Origin of the sequence: Chryseosolibacter histidinae, assembly GCF_018598225.1 — a bacterium.
Classification (GTDB): Bacteria; Bacteroidota; Bacteroidia; order Cytophagales; family Cyclobacteriaceae; genus Chryseosolibacter; species Chryseosolibacter histidini.
Genome location: NZ_JAHESF010000049.1, coordinates 1 through 22,231, shown reverse-complemented (window position 1 = coordinate 22,231; position 22,231 = coordinate 1). Strand labels below are relative to the sequence as shown.

The window sequence follows — 22,231 nt, the reverse complement described above, 5'->3', positions numbered from 1 at the left end:
TTATAAACAACATAACTCAAAATCCAATGAGAAAAATCGTTTACTCATTTCTGATCACCGGTGCACTGACCATGGCGGGCTGTACTCTGCCCAAGATGGTGAAGATGTCAAAAGAGCAGCAACTGACTGTAACTCCTAATCCACTGGAAGTGCACAAGGACACCGTTGCTTTTGACATGGCTGCTAATCTTCCTGTTAAAATGCTGAAGAAAGGTACTGTTTACACCGTGAACACTTTCTACAAATACGGCGAGCAGGAACTAGCGCTGGATCCTATTCCTTTCAAGGCTGAAGATTATCCGAACGCTGGTACAGAACAGCCTAAAGTAACGAAGAATTTCTCCTTTGCTTACGCTCCGGCCATGAAATCGGGCGTACTCGAAGTTCAGGGCGTTGCCTCTAAAGGCACCAAGTCAAAGAACACTGAACGCATGCAGGTGGCAACCGGTGTGATCACAACCTCAAAGCTTGTGAAGCCCGTTTACTATGCCGCTTTCACAGGACACTCATACAACAATCAGGAAGAACTCGAGCCTGTGATCATCCCTGACTTCATCTTCGAACAGGGAAGATCTGTACTCAGGACCTCTGAGATCAAAAGCGCCAAAGGCAAAGAACTCGACGCCTTCATCGCTTCTAAAAACGCTACCCGCACTGTGACCATCACCGGTACCCACTCACCTGAAGGTGCTGAGCGGATCAACAGCAGACTGTCTCCGGATCGTGCCGCTGCCATCGAAAAATACTATCGTCAGCAAATGAAGAAGTATGACTACAAAGGCATGGCTGATTCTATCAAGTTTATCCTGAAGCCTGTTATCCAGGACTGGAATGAGTTCAAGAATGTTTTGTCTTCTTATGAAGGCATCACTTCAGAGCAAAAAACTGAATACCTGAACATCATCAATGCTGGTGGTACTTTCGAAGATCAGGAAAGACAAATGAAGAGACTTTCTACTTACAAGAAAGTATTCAAAGACGTATATCCTAAGTTGAGAACTGCCAAGACCGAGATCCTCACGATCAAAGACAAGAAGACCGACGCAGAGATCTCTGTACTCGCTAAACAGATCACACAAGGCCAGACCAGCGCCGATACCCTTACTTTCGATGAGCTGATGTACGCTGGTACACTGACTCCTTCACTGGAAGAGAAAGCCGCTATCTACGAAGCTGCTACTAAAAAAGGCACTAACTGGACTGCTCATAACAACCTGGGCGCTGTATACATTGCACAGGCTATCGAAAACTCAGCAAACGCCGCTGCTTTGGCTGACAAGGCTCAGGCCCAGCTCGAGATCGCTGCCAAGCTGCAAGACGCTCCTGAAGTGAACGCTAACCTCGCTTCTGTTCACATGATCAAAGGCAACGCTCGCGCCGCTTATGCCGCTGCCAGCAAAGCTTTGAGCTCCGGACTCACTGGCGACAACGCTGCCGGTGTTAACGGTGTGAAAGGTGCAGCCGAGATCATCACTGCAAAATATGCTGACGCTGTTCGTTCTGAATCAGCTGCTGCTGACAACGCAGACAACCTGTTCAACAAAGGTCTTGCTCAGATCCTGAACAAAGACTATCAGAACGCACTTACTTCTTTCACTGAAGCAACGCGCAAAAACAGCAACCTGGCTGTAGCCTTCTACGGCGCTGCTATTGCTTCTGCCCGCCTTGGCAACGCCGAAGGTGTGGTGAGCAACCTGACCAGTGCCGTTAAAGCTGATCCTGAACTGAAGCAGGCGGCCCTCACTGACCTGGAGTTTGCCAAGTTTTCAGCCACTGAACCTTTCAGAAACGCGCTGAAATAAGAGATTTCATTGGATTTTTAGAAAACCCCGTCCGGTTCACCCGGACGGGGTTTTTTATTTAGCACCTTTCCTGCCTTGGGTTTTGCCAATCCCACCTCACATACTATTTTTACGGACTTTATTAAAAGCTATGAGAGAAATTCAATTCAGAGAAGCCCTCCGCGAGGCAATGAATGAGGAAATGCGGAGAGATCCACGCGTGTTCCTGATGGGCGAGGAAGTGGCTGAATACAATGGTGCTTACAAGGTAAGTCAGGGCATGCTCGACGAGTTTGGTCCGGACAGGGTGATCGACACCCCCATCGCCGAGCTCGGTTTTGCCGGCCTTGGCGTAGGTGCTGCCATGAACGGTATCCGTCCCATCATCGAGTTCATGACCTTCAATTTCTCTCTGGTGGCCATCGACCAGATCATCAACAGCGCTGCCAAAATGATGTCGATGTCAGGTGGCCAGTTCAACGTGCCCATCGTATTCCGCGGACCTACCGGCAACGCAGGCATGCTGAGCTCACAACACTCCCAGAACTTTGAGAACTGGTTTGCCAACACCCCCGGCCTTAAAGTGGTGGTGCCAGCGAACCCATATGATGCCAAAGGCCTTCTGAAATCAGCCATCCGCGATGACGATCCGGTTATTTTTATGGAATCTGAGCTGATGTACGGAGACAAAGGCCAGGTACCCCAGGAAGAATACCTTCTTCCCATTGGTGTGGCCGATGTGAAACGGCAAGGCACAGACGTTACTATCGTATCGTTCGGCAAGATCCTGAAAGTAGCCCTGGCTGCTGCCGCCGAGCTGGAGAAAGAAGGCATCTCTGCCGAGGTCATCGACCTGCGCACAGTTCGCCCTATCGACTACGCTACGATCGTTGAATCCGTGAAGAAAACAAACCGCCTGGTCATTGTTGAAGAAGCATGGCCGCTGGCGTCGATCTCTTCCGAGCTCACCTACCACATTCAAAAATACGCTTTCGATTATCTCGACGCGCCCGTACACCGCATCACCAGCCTTGATGCTCCCCTCCCCTACGCGCCTACGTTGATCCAGGCAATCCTGCCGAACGTAGAGAAGACGGTGAAGGCAGTGAAAGCAGTGATGTATAGGGATTGAAAAGGAGTCAGAAGCCAGGAGTAAGGAGCCAGGAGAAATGCAGAGGAAAACTAGAATTGAGTAGTTAGAATTTTAGAATGAAAATATAAACGGGTGGAAGAGATTCTGCCCGTTTCTTTTTCCCGCTGAGGCGGAAGTTTCTTCCGGCCTCATTTTCATAAAACCGATTCGTAGTCAGAATCCTGAAGCGGAAGTTCTTCCGCAACCCATCTGCGAACGGAGACCCTACCGGCCCGCAAGCAACACCTTCCATGCATCGTTCACATTCTCGTCTTTCAGATACTGATGTGCGAGCTGATGCAGTGCCACTTCGCCATGCTGAAGCGCGGCCTTTACTTCGTAGCGGTTGCTGAATTCATCGATAGAAGCCTGGTCGGGCAGTCGTTCAACATTGCCGAGCAGGCCCAGGTCGTTGCCGGTGAGTATTTTACTTCTTCGGATATTTTCAGGTAGGCTGTCAATGCCTATTCCCATCTTGTCCAGGGGCTTGGGTACTTTAAAGATCGAATCGCCCTGCACCCTGCAGTAGTAGTCAGCGCCAAGACGTGCAACGGCATCGAGCTTCCAGGGGTCGATCTTTCCCTCTGCATCGAGTACTTGCTCATTGATGTGCATGCGCAACACCTCACAGATCACGAGGTTGCCTGCCGCACCCTGGTCTCCCGTTTGAATGATCTGCAGCACCTTGCACTCCATAGAAATGGGCGACTCTGATACCCTCGGCGGTGTTACCACAACGGAAGGTGCAGCAGTAAAACCTGCCTTGATAAACTCATTCACACCCTTCGGATATTCCGTGCTGGCCAGCGAGGTCTGTTGCACCATGTTATAGGTTACCACATTGATCACCACCTCGGGCACTTCCCTGAGATTCTCATACGTGTGCTTGGTGGTGTTATCACGTCCTCTTCTGGCAGGAGAAAAGATCAGGATCGGAGGATTGGCGCCAAAGCAATTGAAGAAACTGAATGGACTCAGGTTCACGTTCCCGGCTTTATCCACCGTGCTCGCAAAAGCTATCGGGCGTGGTGTAACAGCACCCAGCAAATAGCTGTGCATTTTTGCAACGGGTATCTCTTTGGGGTTCAGCGTAAGCATCTAAACGAAATTTATATTGTAAGGATGACATCCTTTTAAAGGATGTCATCCTTGAATGGGAGGCAGGATCTTTCCTTTGCATTCACCGAAGCCGATGCGCACGCCATCTTTTTTGGCGTAGCCATGCATCGTGATGGTATCGCCGTCTTCAATGAAGGTACGTTCACTTCCATCAGGCAGGGTCAATGGCTTCTGACCATTCCAGGTGAGCTCCAGCAACGAGCCATAAGAGCCCGGAGATGGACCACTGATGGTGCCTGAAGCATACAGATCACACACCTGGATGTTGCATCCGTTCACCGTATGGTGCGCCAACTGCTGACTCACGTTCCAGTACATGTATTTGAAGTTCGAGCGACACACCGTTGTCTGCTCCGTTTTTTCCGATTGAAGAAGCACCTCCAGCACAATGTCAAAATTCTTCTTGCCTTCAAACGCAAGATACGGAAGCACATGGGGAAGTTGCTCAGGGCCTTGTGCGCGGAAAGGTTCCATCGCATCGAGTGTTACGATCCACGGAGAAATGGTAGACCCGAAATTCTTTGACAGGAAAGGTCCCAGTGGCACGTACTCCCATTGCTGAATATCGCGTGCAGACCAATCGTTGAACAACACAAAGCCTGCGATATAATCTTCAGCCTGCGCGGTGTGGATGGACTGGCCCAGCCTTGTTTCGCCACAGGTGATGAATCCTACCTCAAGCTCAAAGTCTAGCTTCCGGGTAGGCGCAAAAGCGGGAAACTCCTGATCGGGATATTTGATCTGTCCTTTCGGACGATGAATGGCTGTTCCTGAAACAACAATGGAAGAAGCCCTGCCGTGGTAGGCAACAGGCAGGTGTTTCCAGTTAGGTAACAAGGCGTTCTTCGGATCGCGGAACATGGAGCCAACATTGGTGGCGTGCTCTTCGCTGCTGTAAAAATCCGAATAGTTGCTGATCTTCACCGGCATCAGCATCTGCACTTCGTCCATGGGCACCAGCGCAATTTCGCGGCCCGCAGCATCACCCTGAAGCTCGTCGTTATCATGGCGCAGCAGCTCAGAGATCCTTTCTCTCACTTCCCGGATCTTCATCCTGCCGAGGGTAAAAAAATCGTTCAGGAATTTCTGGTTGAAAATACCTGGGGGCAAGCCCAGGCCATCAAGATACCCGTTCTCGTGAAGGTAAACCAGGTCGAGCACATAGTTGCCAATGGCCACACCTGCCACCGGTGTCAGGTACTTGGTCTTGAATATTCCGAAGGGAAGATTCTGGATAGGGAAATCGGATTCCTTAGGAACCTCTACCCAGCTTTTTAACTTTGGATCGTTTGCCGTCACCATACGGGAAGTTTGGGGAGTAAACCTATATTTTTCGATTCAAGTCAGCAAGCCGGGCGGAAAGTTTAACTTCGCGCTTATGAGCAGATTTCCGGAAGCATTTCAGGAGGAGACCAGGAAGCGGTTGGGTAATGATTTCGGGCTCTTTATGGAAAGCCTGAATGGCGCGGCCCCGGTGAGCATCCGGCAGAACCCCGCAAAAAATGCACTGCCGCTGCCAGGTAAACCGGTACCCTGGTCCGCCTTCGGAAGATACCTGGAAACCAGGCCTTCGTTCACGCTCGATCCGCGCCTTCATGGAGGTGCCTACTACGTGCAGGAAGCAAGCTCCATGTTCATCGAACAAGCTTTCCGGCAGCTGACCGACCTCCATGCTCCGTTGAATGTTCTCGACCTCTGTGCCGCACCCGGTGGCAAGTCGACTCATATTTTGAGCTTGCTTTCAGACCAGAGCTTGCTGGTGTCTAACGAGGTGATCAGGTCACGCGCCTCGGTGCTGGCAGAGAACCTGCAAAAGTGGGGTTATCAAAACTCAGTGGTTACCAACAGCGACCCGGATCACTTTCAATCGCTTCCCGGTTTTTTCGATGTGATGGTGATCGATGCTCCCTGCTCCGGTGAAGGATTGTTCAGAAAAGATCACGAAGCTGCGGAAGAATGGTCGCCGCAGCATGTAGCGCTCTGTGCAAGCCGCCAGAAACGGATCGTTGCAGATGCATGGCCAGCGCTGAAAGAAGATGGTATTCTCATCTACTGCACCTGCACGTACAACGAACAGGAGAATGAAGATAATTTGTTATGGCTCCGGGAACAACACGACGTTGAATTCCTGAAAGTCAGCATCGATGGCTGGAACATCCAGGAAACAAAAAAAAATGATGTGATCGGCTACCGGTTCTTCCCGCACCGTGTGGAGGGTGAAGGTTTCTTCATGTCGGTGATCCGCAAAAAACAGGTAAGCCCATCGTTGCGCCTCAAAGCAAACCGCGATCTCACCCCGGCACCGGCGAAGATCGTTAACACGCTGCAGTCATGGATCCATCATCCCGAGCGCGTCAGTTTTTTCCAGTGGAAAGACCTCCTCTACTTTTTCCCGGAGGCACATACGCTGCACCTGGGCATGCTTCACCAGCACCTCAAGGTGGTAAATGCTGGCATCGCTACGGCTACTGTAAAACATGATAAGCTGATACCGGAACACGCGCTGGCCATGAGCACCGATCTTCGCAGAGAAAACTTCAAGACACTTTCTGTCGGCCATGACGAAGCGATCCGTTATTTAAGGCGCGATCCGCTCACACTTCCGGAGACCGACAAGGGTTATCACCTCATCGTGTTCGAAGACGTGGCCCTGGGATGGGTGAACAGCCTGGGAAACCGTTTCAACAACATGTACCCGGTTGAGTGGCGGATCAGGATGCAGAAAACCAGTTGACAGTTGACAAAGGGCAATTGACAAAAGTACGAGGTACGATTTACGAGGTACGGTTAGTTGCCAGTTACCAGTTCGTTTTCGGTGCTTAAACTCTTTCAGCGCTCAGTTGTGAAGGTCGTGCCCTCCTCAACCGGCCATCCGGAAACCGGCAACTGGCAACTTTACTCAGAACGCTTGTATCGACTCAAATATCCCCTCCGGCAACGCAGCGCCGCTGAAGAACACACCTACGCAGAATACTTTCTCATAATATCCCGAGCGACTGAGGGCCAGCGGAAGGGAGCTTACGGAGAGTGACGTAAAGGTAACGGTGAACACAATGGCCATGAGCGCTACGATCCATGCGGGCTGTGCCAAGAATATAATTGCAGTACTCAACACGATCAGTGCACCGCTGATCCAGAATACCCGCTCCATGCTGTAACGGTTGATGAAGTTGCTGATGGGCCATGAGATCAGCGCGGAGAGCACAAGCATTGCCACGAGCAGGATCTTGCCATCGGCATTGTTAGAGATCGCCGCAAACTTCAGGGCCAGCGCATCGGGGAAAAGATTGAACATCACAGTGGTAGAGATGCCGAGGATAACCCCCAGGAAGAAAATAAATCCGTAGGCCGACTTCGCAGCGGTATGCTGGCCGGGTTCAGCGCTTCCCTCTTTATTACCCGTTTGTTTGAAGAGCCCGAGCGAGTTCTTCTTCATGGCATAACCCGACGCAAGCGTCACCACACCTCCTGCGATGAATGTCAATGGAGCGCCGAGGTAGTCGATAATATCCACGATCACAGGTTCGATGGCATAGATGAGGTTGGCCACGATCGTCAGCAGGGCCATGGCTTTCGGCAGACGGTCTACCGGCGTGAAAAGTTCTACGGTAGACAATGCGGGACTTGTAAAAATACTCATGGAGATGAGCCAGAAGACGATCAGCACCGGCAGGATCCATTTAAAGATCTCACCGGGATTGGTGAACAGCGTGAAGGCCACCGCCATGAACACCATGGCAGCGAAGCTGATGCCGGAAGAGATCACCGGTATGCGATGCCCCTTTTCAAAACGATAACGATCGCCCATTAACCCGGCAACCGGGGGTGTAAGCACGAGGATGATGGCTTGTGAGACGGCGAGGAAAAAGGCAAAATCCGTAAACTGGAATTGCACCAGCAGCTTGGGCTGATAGTTCGCGTAAGCGATCCAGCCAATGATAATCGATGCATAAAGGGCCGCGAGGCTCCACAATTGTTTCCACCGGATATCGGGGACGGCTGATACTTCGGTTTCGGTGACAGAAATTGCTTCCATGAGAATTTTGGTTTCGAAATGAATTTACGAACTAATATGGCCGCTTGGATGTGACGCGCTCAAAAAATGGCTATTGTGTCTATTTTCCTTATTTTTGCCCTCCCCTTGCCCTTTTAGCAAGGTTTTTAAGCAAATTTCAGCATGTCACTATCTACTAAATACAACCCATCTGCTGTAGAAGATAAATGGTACAGTTACTGGCTCAGCCAGCGTTTCTTCCATTCAGAGCCTGATCCACAAAAAGAGCCATTCTGTATCGTCATACCCCCACCCAACGTAACCGGGGTGCTGCACATGGGGCACATGCTGAACAATACGATCCAGGATGTACTGGTGCGCAGAGCCCGTATGCAAGGCAAAGAAGCCTGCTGGGTACCCGGCACCGACCACGCTTCCATCGCCACCGAAGCAAAAGTAGTAGCCATGCTGCGCGAGCGCGGTATCAAAAAATCTGACCTCACCCGCGAAGAGTTTTTGAAATACGCCTGGGAGTGGAAAGAAAAGTATGGTGGAATTATCCTCGAGCAGCTCAAGAAGCTCGGCGCCTCCTGCGACTGGGACCGCACGAAATTCACCATGGACCCCGATTATTATGAGGCCGTGATCGACGTTTTCATCGATCTCTATAACAAGGGCAACATCTACCGCGGGCTGCGCATGGTGAACTGGGACCCTGCCGGCAAGACCGCGCTTTCGGATGACGAAGTGATCCACCGGGATGTTCAGTCCAAACTGTATTACATCAAATACCGGATCGAAGGCAGCAACGATTTTATTACCATCGCTACCGTACGCCCGGAGACCATCATGGCCGACGCCGCCATCTGCGTGAACCCGAAAGACGAACGTTACAAACACCTCAAAGGAAAGAAAGTTCTTATTCCGCTGATCGATCGTGCGATCCCCGTGATCGAAGATGACTACGTGGCCATGGATTTCGGAACAGGCTGCCTGAAGGTGACCCCTGCCCACGACATGAACGACTACGAGCTGGGCAGAAAGCACAACCTCGAAGTGATCGACATCCTCAATGACGACGGCACACTCAATGAAAAGGCAAAGATCTTCATCGGCGAAGACCGTTTCATCGCCCGCAAGAAGATCGCCAAAGAGCTCGAAGCAAAAGGGAACCTGGCCAAGGTAGAAGATTACAACAGCAACGTAGGTTTCTCCGAGCGCACCGACGCTGTGATAGAGCCACGCCTTTCACTGCAGTGGTGGGTGAAGATGGATGCCATCACCCGGCCCGCGCACAAGGCCGTGATGGATGACACCGTACAGCTGATCCCGGCAAAGTTCAAGAACACATACAATCACTGGATGTCTAACGTGCGCGACTGGTGTATCTCCCGGCAGCTTTGGTGGGGCCACCAGATCCCGGCATGGTACGCGCCCGACGGAAAATTCGCGGTAGCGAAAACAAGAGAAGAGGCATACCAGAAATTGAAAGCAGATCACGCAAGTCTGAAAGCCGAAGACCTCGTGCAGGACCCTGACGTGATGGATACCTGGTTCTCGAGCTGGCTGTGGCCGATCGCTGTCTTCGATACCACCATATTCAAGGATTCGAAGAACAACAAAGGCAACAAGGACCTGAACTATTACTATCCTACCAACGATCTGGTTACCGCTCCGGAGATCCTTTTCTTCTGGGTGGCGCGGATGATCATTGCCGGATATGAATACCGTGGGGTACAGCCCTTCAAAAATGTTTACCTCACAGGGATCGTTCGCGATAAGCTGGGCAGAAAGATGTCGAAGTCGCTGGGCAATTCACCTGATCCGCTCGACCTGATCTCGCAACACGGCGCCGACGCGGTGCGGGCAGGTATGCTCTTCAGCGCACCCGCCGGCAATGACCTTCTCTACGACGAGAAACTGATCGAGCAGGGAAGGAATTTCACCAACAAGATCTGGAATGCGTTCAGGCTTGTAAAGGGCTGGACCGTTGACGGCAACCAACCTGAAGTGAATAAGGTGGCCATAACATGGTTCGAGTCCAGGCTGCAGCAGTCGTTAACAGAGCTGGAAGATCATTTCGGCAAATTCCGGATCTCTGATGCGCTGCATACATTATATAAGCTGATCTGGGATGACTTCTGCGCATGGTACCTGGAGATGGTCAAGCCTGAGTTCGAAAAACCGATAGACAAGATCACTTACGATAAAACCATCGGCTTCTTTGAAACGCTGATGAAAGCACTGCATCCTTTCATGCCTTTTATTACCGAAGAGCTCTGGCACGAGCTGCAGCAACGAAAAGAAAAAGATTGCATCCTGATAGCATCATACCCTGTATCCGGATCTTTCGATCAGAAGATCCTCGACGAGGCATCGCTGAGCTTCGAGGTGGTGACGGAGATCAGGAACACACGCAACAATAAAGGTATCTCGCCCAAAGAAGCGCTGAAGCTTGTGGTGAAGAACGGCGAGCAGGTTCCGTTGAAGTCGTTCTGGCCGGTGATCCAAAAACTTTCCAACCTCACGGAGATCAGCTTTGCAGCACAGGCTCCTGCCACGAACGCCACGCCGTTCCTGGTAAGGTCGATTGAATTCTTCATTCCTTTCGAAGGAAAAGTGGATGTGGCCAAAGAGCGCGAGGCTATTTTGAAAGACATCGAGTACCAGAAAGGATTTTTAGCATCTGTAGATAAAAAGCTTTCAAACGAAAAATTCGTGAGCGGCGCAAAACCGGAAGTGGTGGAAGGTGAACGCAAGAAAAAAGCGGATGCCGAAGCCAAGATCAAAGCGCTGGAAGAAAGCCTGAGCAGGCTTTGACCGTGCATATTGGGAGCATGTTGGTGAAGAACACCAACATGGGCCAGTCGTCAGACCTTTCTACGATTATCCCTCAAAGGGTTTCGAACCCTTTGAGGGTTGGTTCGATGAGGTGAGGCGACGACTAAAACCTCGCCGCGATCAGCAGATCGATGTTCTTATACTTGAGCCCGAACTTGCGGGCTACGTGCTCTTTGGTGAGACCTCCCTTGTAGGTATACACACCCTTCATGAACCATTTGTGCGTGAAGATCATCTCTTCGATGCCGCCTTCTTCGGCAGCCCTGAGGATGGTGGGTGTAAAAATATTGCTCAGCGCGTTGGTAGCGGTATGGGCTACACGCGAGGCCACGTTGGGTACACAGTAATGGATCACACCGTGTTTCCTGAAAACGGGTTTGCTCAGCGTGGTGATCTCAGAGGTTTCGATACATCCCCCCTGATCGATGCTGAGGTCTATGATCAGCGAGTCGGGCTTCATGCGGCTCACCATTTCTTCGGTCACCACATGTCTTGCGCGCCCCTTCTCCGCCCGCAGCGCGCCGATCACCACATCGGCTGTTTTGAGGGTCTCGCCCATCGTAACGGTGTCGATGGTGGACGTGTATAGCTGCTGGCCCAGCAGGTGTTTTACCCGCCTGAGCTTATACAGGTGGTTGTCGAAGATCTGAACGTCAGCACCCAGCCCGAGGGCGGCACGGGCGGCATACTCTGCTACCGTTCCGGCGCCGATAATGATCACTTTGGTGGGTGGAACACCGGTAATGCCTCCGAGGATCACCCCTTTGCCGTTGTTGGCGGTGCTCAGGTATTCTGCCGCGATCAGCATCACGGTGCTGCCGGCAATCTCGCTCATGGCCCTGATGATGGGCATACCACCCACTTTGTCTTCAATGAACTCGTATGCCAGGGCCGTGACCTTCTTTTTCAGCAGCGCCTGGATGTATTCAGCCTTCAGGTGCCCCAGCTGGATGGCTGAGATCAGCGCCTGGCCCGGCCGCATCATTTCTATTTCGTCTGTGGTGGGAGGTTCTATCTTGAGGATGACCTCCGCCTTGTAAACCTCCTGCGGCGAGTATACGATCTTGGCACCGGCATCGCTGTAAAGCTTATCGGAGAATTTAGAACCCGCTCCGGCTTTGGTCTCCACCCACACTTCATGGCCATTGTTCACCAGCAAGGCCACGGCATCGGGTGTGAGGCTGATACGGTTCTCCTGCAGGGAGATCTCTTTAGGAAGGCCAATGAAAAAAGAATGCTTGCCTTTACTCACTTTCTGGAGCTGCTCCTGTGGATACAGGCTGGTTTTGGTAGCAAGGGCTTCAAATCCTGTTTTTTTCTTTTCCGTCATGAACAGAAAGGGCTAAGGTTCTATGGGTTTGATTTTCGGATAGTATAGACACTTCAACATGTTCGGAGGGAATCAGCGATGGAATCTTTTCCGGCCATTCCACGAAGCAATAATTTCCGGAATAAAAATACTCTTCTGCCCCGATGTCATAAGCTTCCGCCTCATTTTTTATTCTGTAAAAATCAAAATGAAAAACTTTGGTGTTGCTGCGGGTCAGGTACTCGTTCACAATGGAAAAGGTAGGACTGCTCATCACGTCAGCAACACCCAGCTGGCTGCACAGATCCTTGATGAACGTTGTTTTGCCGGAACCCATCTCGCCGTATAATAGCCAGACCCTGCGGTTTCCGGCCCTTTCGATAAAATCTTTTGCAACCTTGTTAAGGTCGGCCAGGTCGGCTTCATGCACCACCCAGCCTCCGTCGTCACACCACATTCTTCGAATTTAAGAAAATTATGGGAATGATCATCTCTTCCATGCTCACGCCGCCGTGCTGGAAAGTATCTTTATAAAAATTGACGTAATAGTTAAAGTTGTTGGGATAGGCAAAAAACTGGTCCTCAATAGCGAAAACATACGTTGTAGACACGTTCATTTTGGGCAGGAAAAGCCGCTCCGGTTTTGGGGCTACCATCACCTTGTCGCCTTCGTAACCCAGGTTCTTGCCTTGCTTGTAGCGGAGGTTTGTGTTCACATTACGGTCGCCGATGATCTTGAACGGCCGTTTCACCCGGATGGTACCATGGTCGGTGGTAAGCACAACCCTGGCGTTCTTCTCGGCGATCTTCTTGAGCACATCCAGCAGGGGTGAGTGCATCAGCCATGATCGTGTAATGGAACGGTAAGCCGACTCATCGGGCGCCAGCTCGCGTACCATCGCCATATCGGTGCGGGCATGCGAGAGCATATCCACGAAGTTGTAAACGATCACGTTCAGATCGTTCTTAAAAAGATTGTTGACAGTATCAACCAGGTTGCGTCCTTCTTCCAGGTTCTTGATCTTGTGGTAAGAGGTTTTCACCTGCAGGTTGTTACGGCGCACCTGTTTGTTCAGGAACTCGTCTTCGAAGTTGTTCTTCCCCTCCTCCTCATCTTCGCCTACCCACAGGTCGGGGTGACTTTTGGCCATCTCTGACGGAAGCTGCCCGGAGAAGATCGAGTTGCGTGCATACGCCGTGGTGGTGGGCAATATGGAGTAATAGTGCTCTTCCTTATCAACAACAAAATACTCGCTGAGCACCGGCTCGATCACCTTCCACTGGTCGAAGCGAAGGTTGTCGATAAGGATCACAAACACGGGTTTGCCCTGGCCAAGCTCGGGAAAAACTTTTCGTTTCATCAGCTGGTGCGAGAGCAGGGGCTTGTCGGCTTTCGGATCGTTCAGCCAGCTATCGTAGTTGCGGATCACAAATTTTGCAAAATTGGCGTTGGCCTCTGTCTTCTGCATATCGAGCACCTCGGCCATGTCCTGGTTGTCGTCCATCTGGAGCTCCCAGTAGATAAGTTTTTTGTAAATATCGGCCCACTGCTCGTGGTTCATCACATCCTGAAAGGCCATGCTGATCTTCCGGAACTCCTGCTGGTAGTTGAGGTTGGTCTTTTCGATCACCAGTCTTTTGTTGTCCAGGATCTTCTTCACCGAAAGCAGGATCTGGCTGGGGTTAAGCGGCTTGATGAGGTAGTCGGCTATTTTCGAGCCGATAGCCTCTTCCATGATCTGCTCCTCCTCGTTCTTGGTGATCATCACCACCGGCAGGTTGGGCTTGTTGTTCTTGATCTGGCTCAGGGCCTCCAGTCCAGACATGCCGGGCATATGCTCGTCGAGGAAAACCACGTCGAAGTTCTTCTCGTCCGAAAGCTCCACGGCTTCGGCGCCATTGTTGACAGGCGTAATATCATATCCGCGTTGCTCAAGGAACATGATGTGAGGTTTCAGCAGGTCGATCTCGTCATCCGCCCAAAGTATACTGTATCGTTGCATAGGCTAATTTTTTACAATTTACAGAATAATCACGTTGTTAACCCCCTTTTGGTTCACTGGTTCAAAGGGTAATTTGTTGATTCATAAGGAGGAAATAATGGTGCCACGTAGGCCGATCGGTTAATACCTGTATTTTTAGGGAAAAATCAGACCTGAAATCAGAAGTGCCCGTGAATAAAAGGAAAATCATCAACGACCCTGTCTACGGGTTCATCCACATCCAAAGTGAACTGATCTTCGACATTATCTCGCACCCCTACTTCCAGCGCCTAAGACATATCAAACAACTGGGGTTGACTGATTTTGTTTACCCCGGTGCGCTGCACACCCGTTTTCAACACGCCCTGGGAGCCATGCACCTGATGGGCCGGGTGCTGGAGAACCTGCGCTATAAAGGCATCGAGATCTCGGCCGAAGAGTATGAAGCGGCCCAGTTGGCGATACTGCTTCACGACCTCGGCCACGGACCTTTCTCGCACGCGCTGGAGCATTCCCTGCTTCAGGGTGTGAAGCACGAGAGCATTTCATACCTGCTGATGACGGTGCTGAACAAAGAATTCAACGGCGCACTCGACCTCACGCTCAGGATCTTCCGCAACAGTTATAAACGAAAATTCTTTCATCAGCTCGTCTCCAGCCAACTCGACATAGACAGGCTGGATTACCTGAAGCGCGACTGTTTTTTCACCGGTGTCATGGAAGGCACCATCGGCATTGACCGGATCATCTCCATGCTGCATGTGCACCGCGATCATCTTGTGGTGGAGGAAAAAGGAATTTACAGCGTTGAGAATTTTTTAAATGCACGAAGGCTCATGTACTGGCAGGTTTACCTTCACAAAACTACCGTGAGCGCTGAGTGCATGATGGTGAACCTCATCCGCAGGGCGCAGACCCTGGTGCGTGCCGGCGAGACTGTGCCCGCAAGCGATGCGTTGCTGCTCTTTCTTCAGCATGCGTTTTCCATAGAGGCGTTCCGCGAAAAGCCCGAAGCACTGAAAGCTTTCGGCCAGCTCGATGACCACGACATCTGGGGCGCCATCAAACTCTGGATCAACCACGACGATCGCATTCTGGCATTGCTCTCGAGAATGCTGCTCGAGCGTGATCTTTTTCAGATCATCCTCAGCAGTGATCCTATCCGCAAAAGTTCCATAGACAAGATCAGGACTTCTGTGAGCAGGCAGTATCATACCTTGCGGGCAGAATCTTCGTACCTGTTCTCCTATGGCACAGTATCGAACGAAGCGTATACCGAGGGGCAGAAAATAAACATCATGACCAAAGGCGGCGAGCTGCTGGATATTGCGCAGGCGTCAGACCTGCCAGCCATTAAGGCACTGAGCAAAATCGTCAAAAAAAACTATCTCTGCTGGCCTAAAGATGTATCTTTGTAACCTTTAGGCATTAGGTATCGGGTATCGGGATCTTTGAAACTCCCATGCGCATGCCTGGCGCCCCTGTCCGTGCTCGCTAACTGCTGCAATCACCCGCGCTTACGCCTCCGTGATTCAACAAAGTTTCGCCAGGCCTGACAGGCAATACCTAATATCAACCACATGGAATTTACCATCAATCAAGTAGCCGGGATGTTGGGTGGAGAGGTGAAGGGCAATGGCAACGAAAAGATCAATATGCTGGCCAAAATTCAGGATGCTAAAAAAGGCCAGATAGCATTTCTCTCCAATCCCAAATACGAGCAATACATTTATACAACGCAGGCTTCTGCTGTTATTGTAAAAAAAGACTTTGCGCCTAAGAAAGAGATCAGTGCAACGCTGATCCTGGTGGAGGACCCCTACTCGAGCTTCACTGCGCTGCTGGAAGAATATCACAAAATGATCAGCTTTCAGAAGTCGGGCGTGGAGCAACCTTCGTTCATCGGAGACAACAGCACGGTGGGCACCGGTATTTACCGCGGCGCTTTCTCCTACATCGGCGGCAATGTGAAGATCGGCAACAACGTTAAGATCTACCCGCACACCTATATCGGCGACGACGTGGTGATCGGCGACAACACCGTGCTGCATGCCAGTGTTAAACTGTACTCGGGCACGCGCATCGGCAGCAACTGCGTGATCCATTCCGGCACTGTGATCGGCAGCGATGGCTTTGGCTTTGCACCCCAGGGAGACGGAACCTACAAGACCATACCACAGCTGGGCAACGTGATCGTTGAAGACAATGTGGCCATCGGCGCCAACACCGTGATCGACTGCGCCACCATGTTTGGCGACTCAACCGTTGTGCGGCAGGGTGTGAAGCTCGATAACCTCATCCAGGTTGCCCATAATGTGGAGATCGGAAAAAATACCGTGATCGCGGCTCAGACCGGCATCTCAGGCTCTACCCGGATCGGCGACAATTGTATCATCGCGGGGCAGGTAGGTGTTGCCGGCCACCTGGTGATCACCAATAACACAAGCATTGGAGCTCAGGCAGGCATCCTCAAATCGATCACAGAAGAAGGCGGACAGATCCTCGGATCACCAGCTTTCGACGTGAAGGAGTATTTCAGGGCCTATGCCGTATTTAAAAAGCTGCCCGACCTGAATTCGCGGTTACGGGAGCTTGAAAACAAGATCCGCCACCTCGAAAGCCGACCCGTTCAGGAGATCAATACCAAATAAACATCCTTCTGCCCGCTTCAAACGATTTCGGTGACCCCGAATTCATACCTCGTTCATAATTGGATAATCCGGATATTTGGGATTAAATTTGCCGACTTTGCAGAACTATGCTCAATATTAAACAGCAGACGATACAAAAATCTGTGACACTCTCAGGTGTCGGGCTTCATACAGGTGTTCAGACCACCATGACCTTTATGCCAGCCAAGCCCAACCATGGGATCAAATTCCAGCGAACAGACCTGCCCGGCTCGCCCATCATCGATGCCGACTGCGATAATGTAGTGGATGTTTCCAGGGGAACCACCATCGAACAGAGCGGCGCCAAGGTCAGCACCATCGAACATACCCTGGCCGCCCTCGTAGGCCTTGAGATAGACAACGTGCTCATCCAGCTTGACGGTCCGGAGTGCCCCATCATGGACGGCAGCTCCATCCAGTTTGTGGAGACCCTCAAGGAAGCGGGCACAGAAGAGCAGAACGCTATTCGTGATTTCTTTGAAGTGCAGGAGCCGCTCTTTTACCGCGAAGCTGCCCGCAACGTTGAAATAGCCGCCTTACCCCTTGACGATTACAGGGTTACGGTGATGATCGATTATAACTCACCCGTGCTGGGAAGCCAACACGCATCCATTACAGACATCCGGCAGTTCGAGAAGGAGATCGCATCGTGTCGCACCTTCTGTTTTCTGCATGAGCTGGAGATGCTCTATAAAAACAACCTGATCCGCGGCGGCGATCTGAACAACGCCATCGTGATCGTTGACCGGGTGGTGAAAGACGACGAGCTTGACAACATTGCGAAGATGCTGGGAAAACCCAAGGTCGCCGTAAAGCAGGAAGGCATCCTGAACAACATCGAGCTTCGTTATAAGAATGAGCCGGCACGCCACAAGCTGCTGGATATTGTGGGCGACCTCGCCCTTGCCGGACGCCCCCTGAAAGCACAGGTGCTGGCAGCCCGCCCGGGCCACGCCGCCAATGTTGCCTTCGCCAAAAAACTGAAAAAGGCCATGCATGAGGCCGACAAGCAGGGAAGACCGAAATACAATCCCAGCCTGCCGCCGGTCATGGACATCAACAAGATCACGGCTACCCTCCCCCACCGTTACCCGTTTTTGCTGATCGACAAGATCATTTACCTGGATAATGAAAGTGTTGCCGGGGTGAAGAACGTGACCGCCAATGAATATTTCTTCCAGGGACATTTCCCCGGAAACCCGGTGTTCCCTGGCGTGCTCCAGATCGAAGCGATGGCACAGATCGGCGGGATCCTTGTGTTGAACACCGTTCCCGATCCTGAAAATTACTGGACCTACTTCCTGGGAATTGAAAATATCAAATTCAGAAAAATGGTGCTTCCGGGCGACACATTGGTGATCCAGTGCGACCTTGTTGCGCCGATCAAACGTGGTATCGCCAAAATGTACGGTCGTGCATTCGTAGGCAATACATTAGTATGTGAAGGAACTATGACCGCCAGTATTGTTCGCAAAGATTCATGAGCCGATTCCCTTTAGCAAATGTCCACCCCGAGGCCACGATTGGTAATAACGTTATCATAGAGCCCTTCGCTACTGTTCAAAAAGATGTTGTCATCGGTGACGACTGCTGGATAGGACCCAACGCAATCATCATGGATGGCGCCAGGCTTGGAAAGAACTGCAAGGTTTTCCCCGGCGCAGTGATCTCCGGCATTCCGCAGGACCTGAAATTCAAAGGTGAAAAAACAACCACAGAGATCGGTGACAACACCACCATCCGCGAATGCGTCACCATCAATCGCGGTACCATCGATAAATACAAGACCGTGGTAGGTGCCAACTGCCTCATCATGGCGTATGCCCACATCGGCCACGACTGCATCATCGGCAACAACTGTATCCTTGGAAACACGGTACAACTTGCCGGCCATGTGCTGATCGATGATTTCGCTATCTTCGGTGGCGCCTGTGCTGTGCAGCAGTTCTCCAAGATCGGCGCGCACGCTTACATCGGAGGCGGCTCGCTGGTGAGAAAAGATATTCCTCCTTTCACCAAAGCGGCACGTGAGCCGATCTCTTACGCCGGCATCAACACCGTTGGCCTGCGCAGGCGGGGTTACAGCCAGGACAAGATCAGCGAAATCCAGGACATCTACCGTTATGTTTTCCTTCGCGGGATGAACATATCGAAGGCCATCGAGCTTGTTGAAAAAGAATTCTCTTCCAGCGTAGAGCGGGATTACATCCTTGACTTCATCAAGACCTCCGAGCGGGGCATTATGAAAGGTTACGGGGGAAATGACTGAGCGATTCAGTAGCCATTACCTTCCATGGATAAGCGCACCAGCGGAATTTCGATCACCACAGAAGGGCTGAGCAAACGTTTCAACCGCGAGTGGATATTCAGGAATTTCAGCTACCAATTCAACAATGGCACTACTTACGCCATTACAGGGCCTAATGGGTCAGGGAAATCCACCCTGCTTCAGGTGCTGTGGGGGCAGGTGCCACAAACGTCAGGAGACCTCCACTACACCGCTCCGTCGGCCGAAATACCCGTTGAAAAGATCTCACAGCACATTGCCATTGCCGCTCCTTATATGGACCTGGTTGAGGAATTCACCCTCCGGGAGCAACTAGATTTTCACTTCAGCCTGAAGCCCGCCCGGGGCAAAGTTTCGCCTTCCGAGCTGCTGGAGATCATGTATTTAACCCACGCCAAAGACAAGTATATCGGCAATTTTTCGTCGGGTATGAAACAGCGGGTGAAGCTGGGCCTGGCCTTTTATACAGCGGCAGACCTGCTTTTTTTCGATGAGCCCGGTACGAACCTGGATGAACAGGCATTCGCCTGGTATAAACGGGAGCTTGCGAAGCTGCCGGAAGGGGTGCTGACGCTCATTGCGTCGAACGATAAGGACGAATACCCGGCCGATTGTACGGTAATTAACGTATTAGCGCATAAATCATAAGCGTCGGCATTGATTTTTAAGCTAAAAAAGCAGCTTTTACGTTCAGGACAGGAACGGCCTCTTTCGGATACCGAAAATGGACGAGGGTTACAAAGAGCCTGTTTGCGAGATAAAAGCTTACGGCTGGCCGCAACCAGCATATTTTGTGACTGATTTTACTATTTTTACCGCTTCTAAGACTTTACGACTAATCTTTAAACAATGAAACTTGTATCTAGAACTCTCTCCCTCCTGGTCATGACTGGCATAGCTGTCTTTTTCATGGGCTGCGATGGCGGCGGTGGAGAAGACAAAACACAACAGGAAAAGCAGCTGATCAAGCTGAACAGCACCTGGGCCTTGTCAAAAGTTAACAATGACGGAACTGACCGGAACGATTTTCTGAATATTAAACTGGAGATCACCGGAACGTATGCCCAGGATGGTACTTATAATTACAAATTCGCTTCAGGCGGAACGCTCCCCAATCCCAGCCCGTGGCCCAAGTACGGAACCTGGAAGTTCGGAGCCAACCCATTGACGGAGATCATCAGAGACCCTGTATCCTCCAGCAGCACCAATCCCAACAGCGAAATAGACATGAACTATGAGGTGACCGATACCCAGCTGATCATCACCTTCGTCATCCCTGACGGAAGCCTTGGATGGGCCGGTGGCGCAACCCGTGCTAAAGCCGTAAAAGGCAACTGGAGATTCGAGTTCACAAAACAGCAATAAGAATTGTATAAAAATATAAAGGCCTCTTCACGAGGCCTTTTTTATGTCGTCACGGCACTGCGCACACAGCCGGCGCGCGGTCGGTGGTCCGGCGACTACTTGAGTACTACTACACTGATACCATCGCCGCCGCGTTCAATGTGCTCATCGGCAACCGAGGCCACTTCTTTGTATTTTCTCAATTGCTCACGGATCACTTTTCGCAACACACCTTCGCCTTTACCGTGGAGGATCCTTACTTCACCCTGGCCCAGCAATATGGCTGTGTCCATGAACTGATCCAGCAACGGCACCACTTCCTCCACACGTTTTCCCCGCACATCGAGCGTACTGTTGAAGTGAGCCTGCTTTTCGTTGATATTGATGCCCACAGACCGCAGCCTTTTGCTGATCTCTTTCTCCACAGCAGCGGTGATCTTTTCAAGCTTGCTGATATCGACCATCGATTTAAGCTCACCAAACTGTATGGATGCCGTTTTACCCTTCACGGATAATACCACACCGCTTCCTTCCTGCCCGATGATCCTCACGCGGTCTCCTTCCTTGATGGGCTCCTTTGCTTTCTCTTTCTTTTCCGCGGGCCGCTGGGCCACACGTTGCTGCAGCGACTCGAGATCTTTGCGCACCCTGAGTGTCTCCTTGCGCTCGGCCTTGTTCTCACGGATATGCCGGATCGTTTTTTCGATCTCGCGGTTGGTCGATTTCAACAGGGCGGCGGCTTCTTCTTTTGCCTTGGTGATGATCTCTTTCTTGCGCGATTCGAGGTCGGCTGAAAGCGACTGGTATTTGGCCAGCGATTGCTTCAGCTCCGCCTCCTGCCGCTCCATACGTTTGATCTTTTCACTCAACTCCTGCCGTTCTTTCTCCAGGCTGCGCACCAGGGTCTCAAAACCTGCGAGGTCTTTTCCTACCAGCTTCTCTGCTTCTTCCAACGTGTCTTTCGGCAGCCCGGTTTTTCTGGCGATCTCAAGGGCAAACGAGCTTCCCGGCTTTCCGATGTCAAGCACATACAGGGGCACCAGGTTCTTATCGTCAAAGCGCATGGCTGCGTTCGTGATCCCCTGGCGCTGGCCGGCAAACAATTTCAAATTATAATAGTGCGTGGTGGCAACACCCCACACCCGTTTCTTCAGCAAAGCTTCCAGCACCGATTGGGCAATGGCGCCTCCAAAGTTCGGGTCGGTGCCCGAGCCCAACTCGTCGAGCAACACCAGCGACCTTTCGCCGGCATGCTGGATAAAGGCTGCCATGTTCCTGAGGTGGCTGCTATATGTGCTCAGGTCGTTCTCGATAGACTGCTGGTCACCGATGTCGAGGAAAATATCCTGGAAGATGCCCACCTTTGAACGGTCAGACAGTGGAATGAGCAGTCCGCACTGCACCATGTACTGAAGCAGGCCGATGGTTTTGAGCGTTACGGATTTTCCGCCAGCATTCGGGCCTGAAACAAGCAACAACCTGTTGACCGAATCCAGTGTAATGTTCAGGGGCACCACCTCACGTTTGCCTTTCAGGCTCAGGTACAGCAGCGGATGCCTGGCATTATACCACACGAGCTCCGGTTTGCTTTCAATGATGGGCAGGTCGGCGTTGATCTCTAAAGCGAATTTTGCTTTGGCCCTGATGAAGTCGATCTGTGCCAGAAACTGGAACGCCTGCTTCAACTGGGGCAACTGTTCACGCAACGCATCGGTTAGTGCTTTCAGGATCCGGATCACCTCGCGTTTTTCAGAATGCTCAAGGTCGCGG

General features: G+C 51.5%; 17 protein-coding genes. 10 read left to right on the top strand and 7 right to left on the bottom strand.

Annotation, left to right across the window (positions count from 1 at the left end; genetic code table 11):
* Positions 1-26 precede the first annotated feature (26 nt).
* Both KK083_RS28370 and KK083_RS28365 read left to right on the top strand, forming a co-directional pair.
* Positions 27-1,802, top strand: a complete 1,776-nt coding sequence (locus KK083_RS28370; protein ID WP_254169527.1) for a tetratricopeptide repeat protein — start codon at positions 27-29, stop codon at positions 1,800-1,802.
* Between the two features lie 130 nt (positions 1,803-1,932).
* Entirely contained in the window at positions 1,933-2,913 is a 981-nt protein-coding gene (locus KK083_RS28365) for a pyruvate dehydrogenase complex E1 component subunit beta (protein ID WP_254169526.1), read from the top strand.
* 225 nt (positions 2,914-3,138) lie between these two features.
* Here the strand turns inward: KK083_RS28365 and KK083_RS28360 are convergent, their stop codons facing one another.
* Together KK083_RS28360 and fahA are read right to left on the bottom strand one after the other, a co-directional pair.
* On the bottom strand, positions 3,139-4,011 hold the full coding sequence (locus KK083_RS28360; protein ID WP_254169525.1) for a flavin reductase family protein: 873 nt from the start codon (positions 4,009-4,011) through the stop codon (positions 3,139-3,141).
* 45 nt (positions 4,012-4,056) lie between these two features.
* Positions 4,057-5,334 (bottom strand): fumarylacetoacetase, encoded by a 1,278-nt coding sequence (fahA, locus tag KK083_RS28355; RefSeq protein ID WP_254169524.1) that lies wholly within the window; start codon positions 5,332-5,334, stop codon positions 4,057-4,059.
* A 76-nt stretch (positions 5,335-5,410) separates the two neighbouring features.
* Between fahA and KK083_RS28350 the strand changes: the two genes are divergently transcribed.
* Positions 5,411-6,766 carry a methyltransferase RsmF C-terminal domain-like protein gene (locus KK083_RS28350; RefSeq protein WP_254169523.1) on the top strand — a complete coding sequence of 452 codons (1,356 nt, stop codon included), beginning with the start codon at positions 5,411-5,413 and terminating at the stop codon, positions 6,764-6,766.
* Between the two features lie 165 nt (positions 6,767-6,931).
* Here the strand turns inward: KK083_RS28350 and KK083_RS28345 are convergent, their stop codons facing one another.
* A complete protein-coding gene (locus tag KK083_RS28345) occupies positions 6,932-8,068 on the bottom strand; it encodes an MFS transporter (RefSeq protein WP_254169522.1) in 1,137 nt (378 codons plus the stop codon).
* A 141-nt stretch (positions 8,069-8,209) separates the two neighbouring features.
* Here KK083_RS28345 and KK083_RS28340 point away from each other — a divergent pair, with 141 nt between their 5' ends.
* Positions 8,210-10,846, top strand: a complete 2,637-nt coding sequence (locus KK083_RS28340; protein WP_254169521.1) for a valine--tRNA ligase — start codon at positions 8,210-8,212, stop codon at positions 10,844-10,846.
* A gap of 124 nt (positions 10,847-10,970) precedes the next feature.
* Here the strand turns inward: KK083_RS28340 and KK083_RS28335 are convergent, their stop codons facing one another.
* From KK083_RS28335 to porX, 3 genes are read right to left on the bottom strand one after another with little or no spacing between them, the layout of a single operon-like run.
* Positions 10,971-12,197, bottom strand: a complete 1,227-nt coding sequence (locus KK083_RS28335) for an alanine dehydrogenase (RefSeq protein WP_254169520.1) — start codon at positions 12,195-12,197, stop codon at positions 10,971-10,973.
* Positions 12,169-12,633: a tRNA (adenosine(37)-N6)-threonylcarbamoyltransferase complex ATPase subunit type 1 TsaE gene (gene tsaE, locus KK083_RS28330; RefSeq protein WP_254169519.1), complete on the bottom strand. Its 465-nt coding sequence runs from the start codon at positions 12,631-12,633 to the stop codon at positions 12,169-12,171. Before tsaE ends, KK083_RS28335 begins: the two co-directional genes overlap by 29 nt.
* On the bottom strand, positions 12,623-14,179 hold the full coding sequence (porX, locus tag KK083_RS28325; protein ID WP_254169518.1) for a T9SS response regulator signal transducer PorX: 1,557 nt from the start codon (positions 14,177-14,179) through the stop codon (positions 12,623-12,625). Before porX ends, tsaE begins: the two co-directional genes overlap by 11 nt.
* 170 nt (positions 14,180-14,349) lie before the next feature.
* Between porX and KK083_RS28320 the strand changes: the two genes are divergently transcribed.
* The 6 genes from KK083_RS28320 (at position 14,350) to KK083_RS28295 (ending at position 20,482) form a co-directional block, all read left to right on the top strand.
* Complete coding sequence (locus KK083_RS28320; protein WP_254169517.1) at positions 14,350-15,576, top strand: HD domain-containing protein; 1,227 nt, start codon at positions 14,350-14,352, stop codon at positions 15,574-15,576.
* Between the two features lie 162 nt (positions 15,577-15,738).
* Positions 15,739-16,809: a UDP-3-O-(3-hydroxymyristoyl)glucosamine N-acyltransferase gene (gene lpxD / locus KK083_RS28315; RefSeq protein ID WP_254169516.1), complete on the top strand. Its 1,071-nt coding sequence runs from the start codon at positions 15,739-15,741 to the stop codon at positions 16,807-16,809.
* 107 nt (positions 16,810-16,916) lie between these two features.
* Positions 16,917-18,314: a bifunctional UDP-3-O-[3-hydroxymyristoyl] N-acetylglucosamine deacetylase/3-hydroxyacyl-ACP dehydratase gene (locus tag KK083_RS28310; protein ID WP_254169515.1), complete on the top strand. Its 1,398-nt coding sequence runs from the start codon at positions 16,917-16,919 to the stop codon at positions 18,312-18,314.
* Entirely contained in the window at positions 18,311-19,099 is a 789-nt protein-coding gene (gene lpxA, locus KK083_RS28305) for an acyl-ACP--UDP-N-acetylglucosamine O-acyltransferase (RefSeq protein WP_254169514.1), read from the top strand. The genes KK083_RS28310 and lpxA overlap by 4 nt, the downstream gene beginning before the upstream one ends.
* A gap of 24 nt (positions 19,100-19,123) precedes the next feature.
* Positions 19,124-19,765 (top strand): ABC transporter ATP-binding protein, encoded by a 642-nt coding sequence (locus KK083_RS28300; protein ID WP_254169513.1) that lies wholly within the window; start codon positions 19,124-19,126, stop codon positions 19,763-19,765.
* Positions 19,766-19,966: 201 nt separating this feature from the next.
* Positions 19,967-20,482 (top strand): hypothetical protein, encoded by a 516-nt coding sequence (locus KK083_RS28295; protein WP_254169512.1) that lies wholly within the window; start codon positions 19,967-19,969, stop codon positions 20,480-20,482.
* Positions 20,483-20,577: 95 nt separating this feature from the next.
* On the opposite strand, the gene KK083_RS28290 is transcribed toward KK083_RS28295, so the two are convergent.
* A partial coding sequence (locus KK083_RS28290; protein WP_254169511.1) for an endonuclease MutS2 occupies positions 20,578-22,231 on the bottom strand: 1,654 nt, incomplete at its 5' end.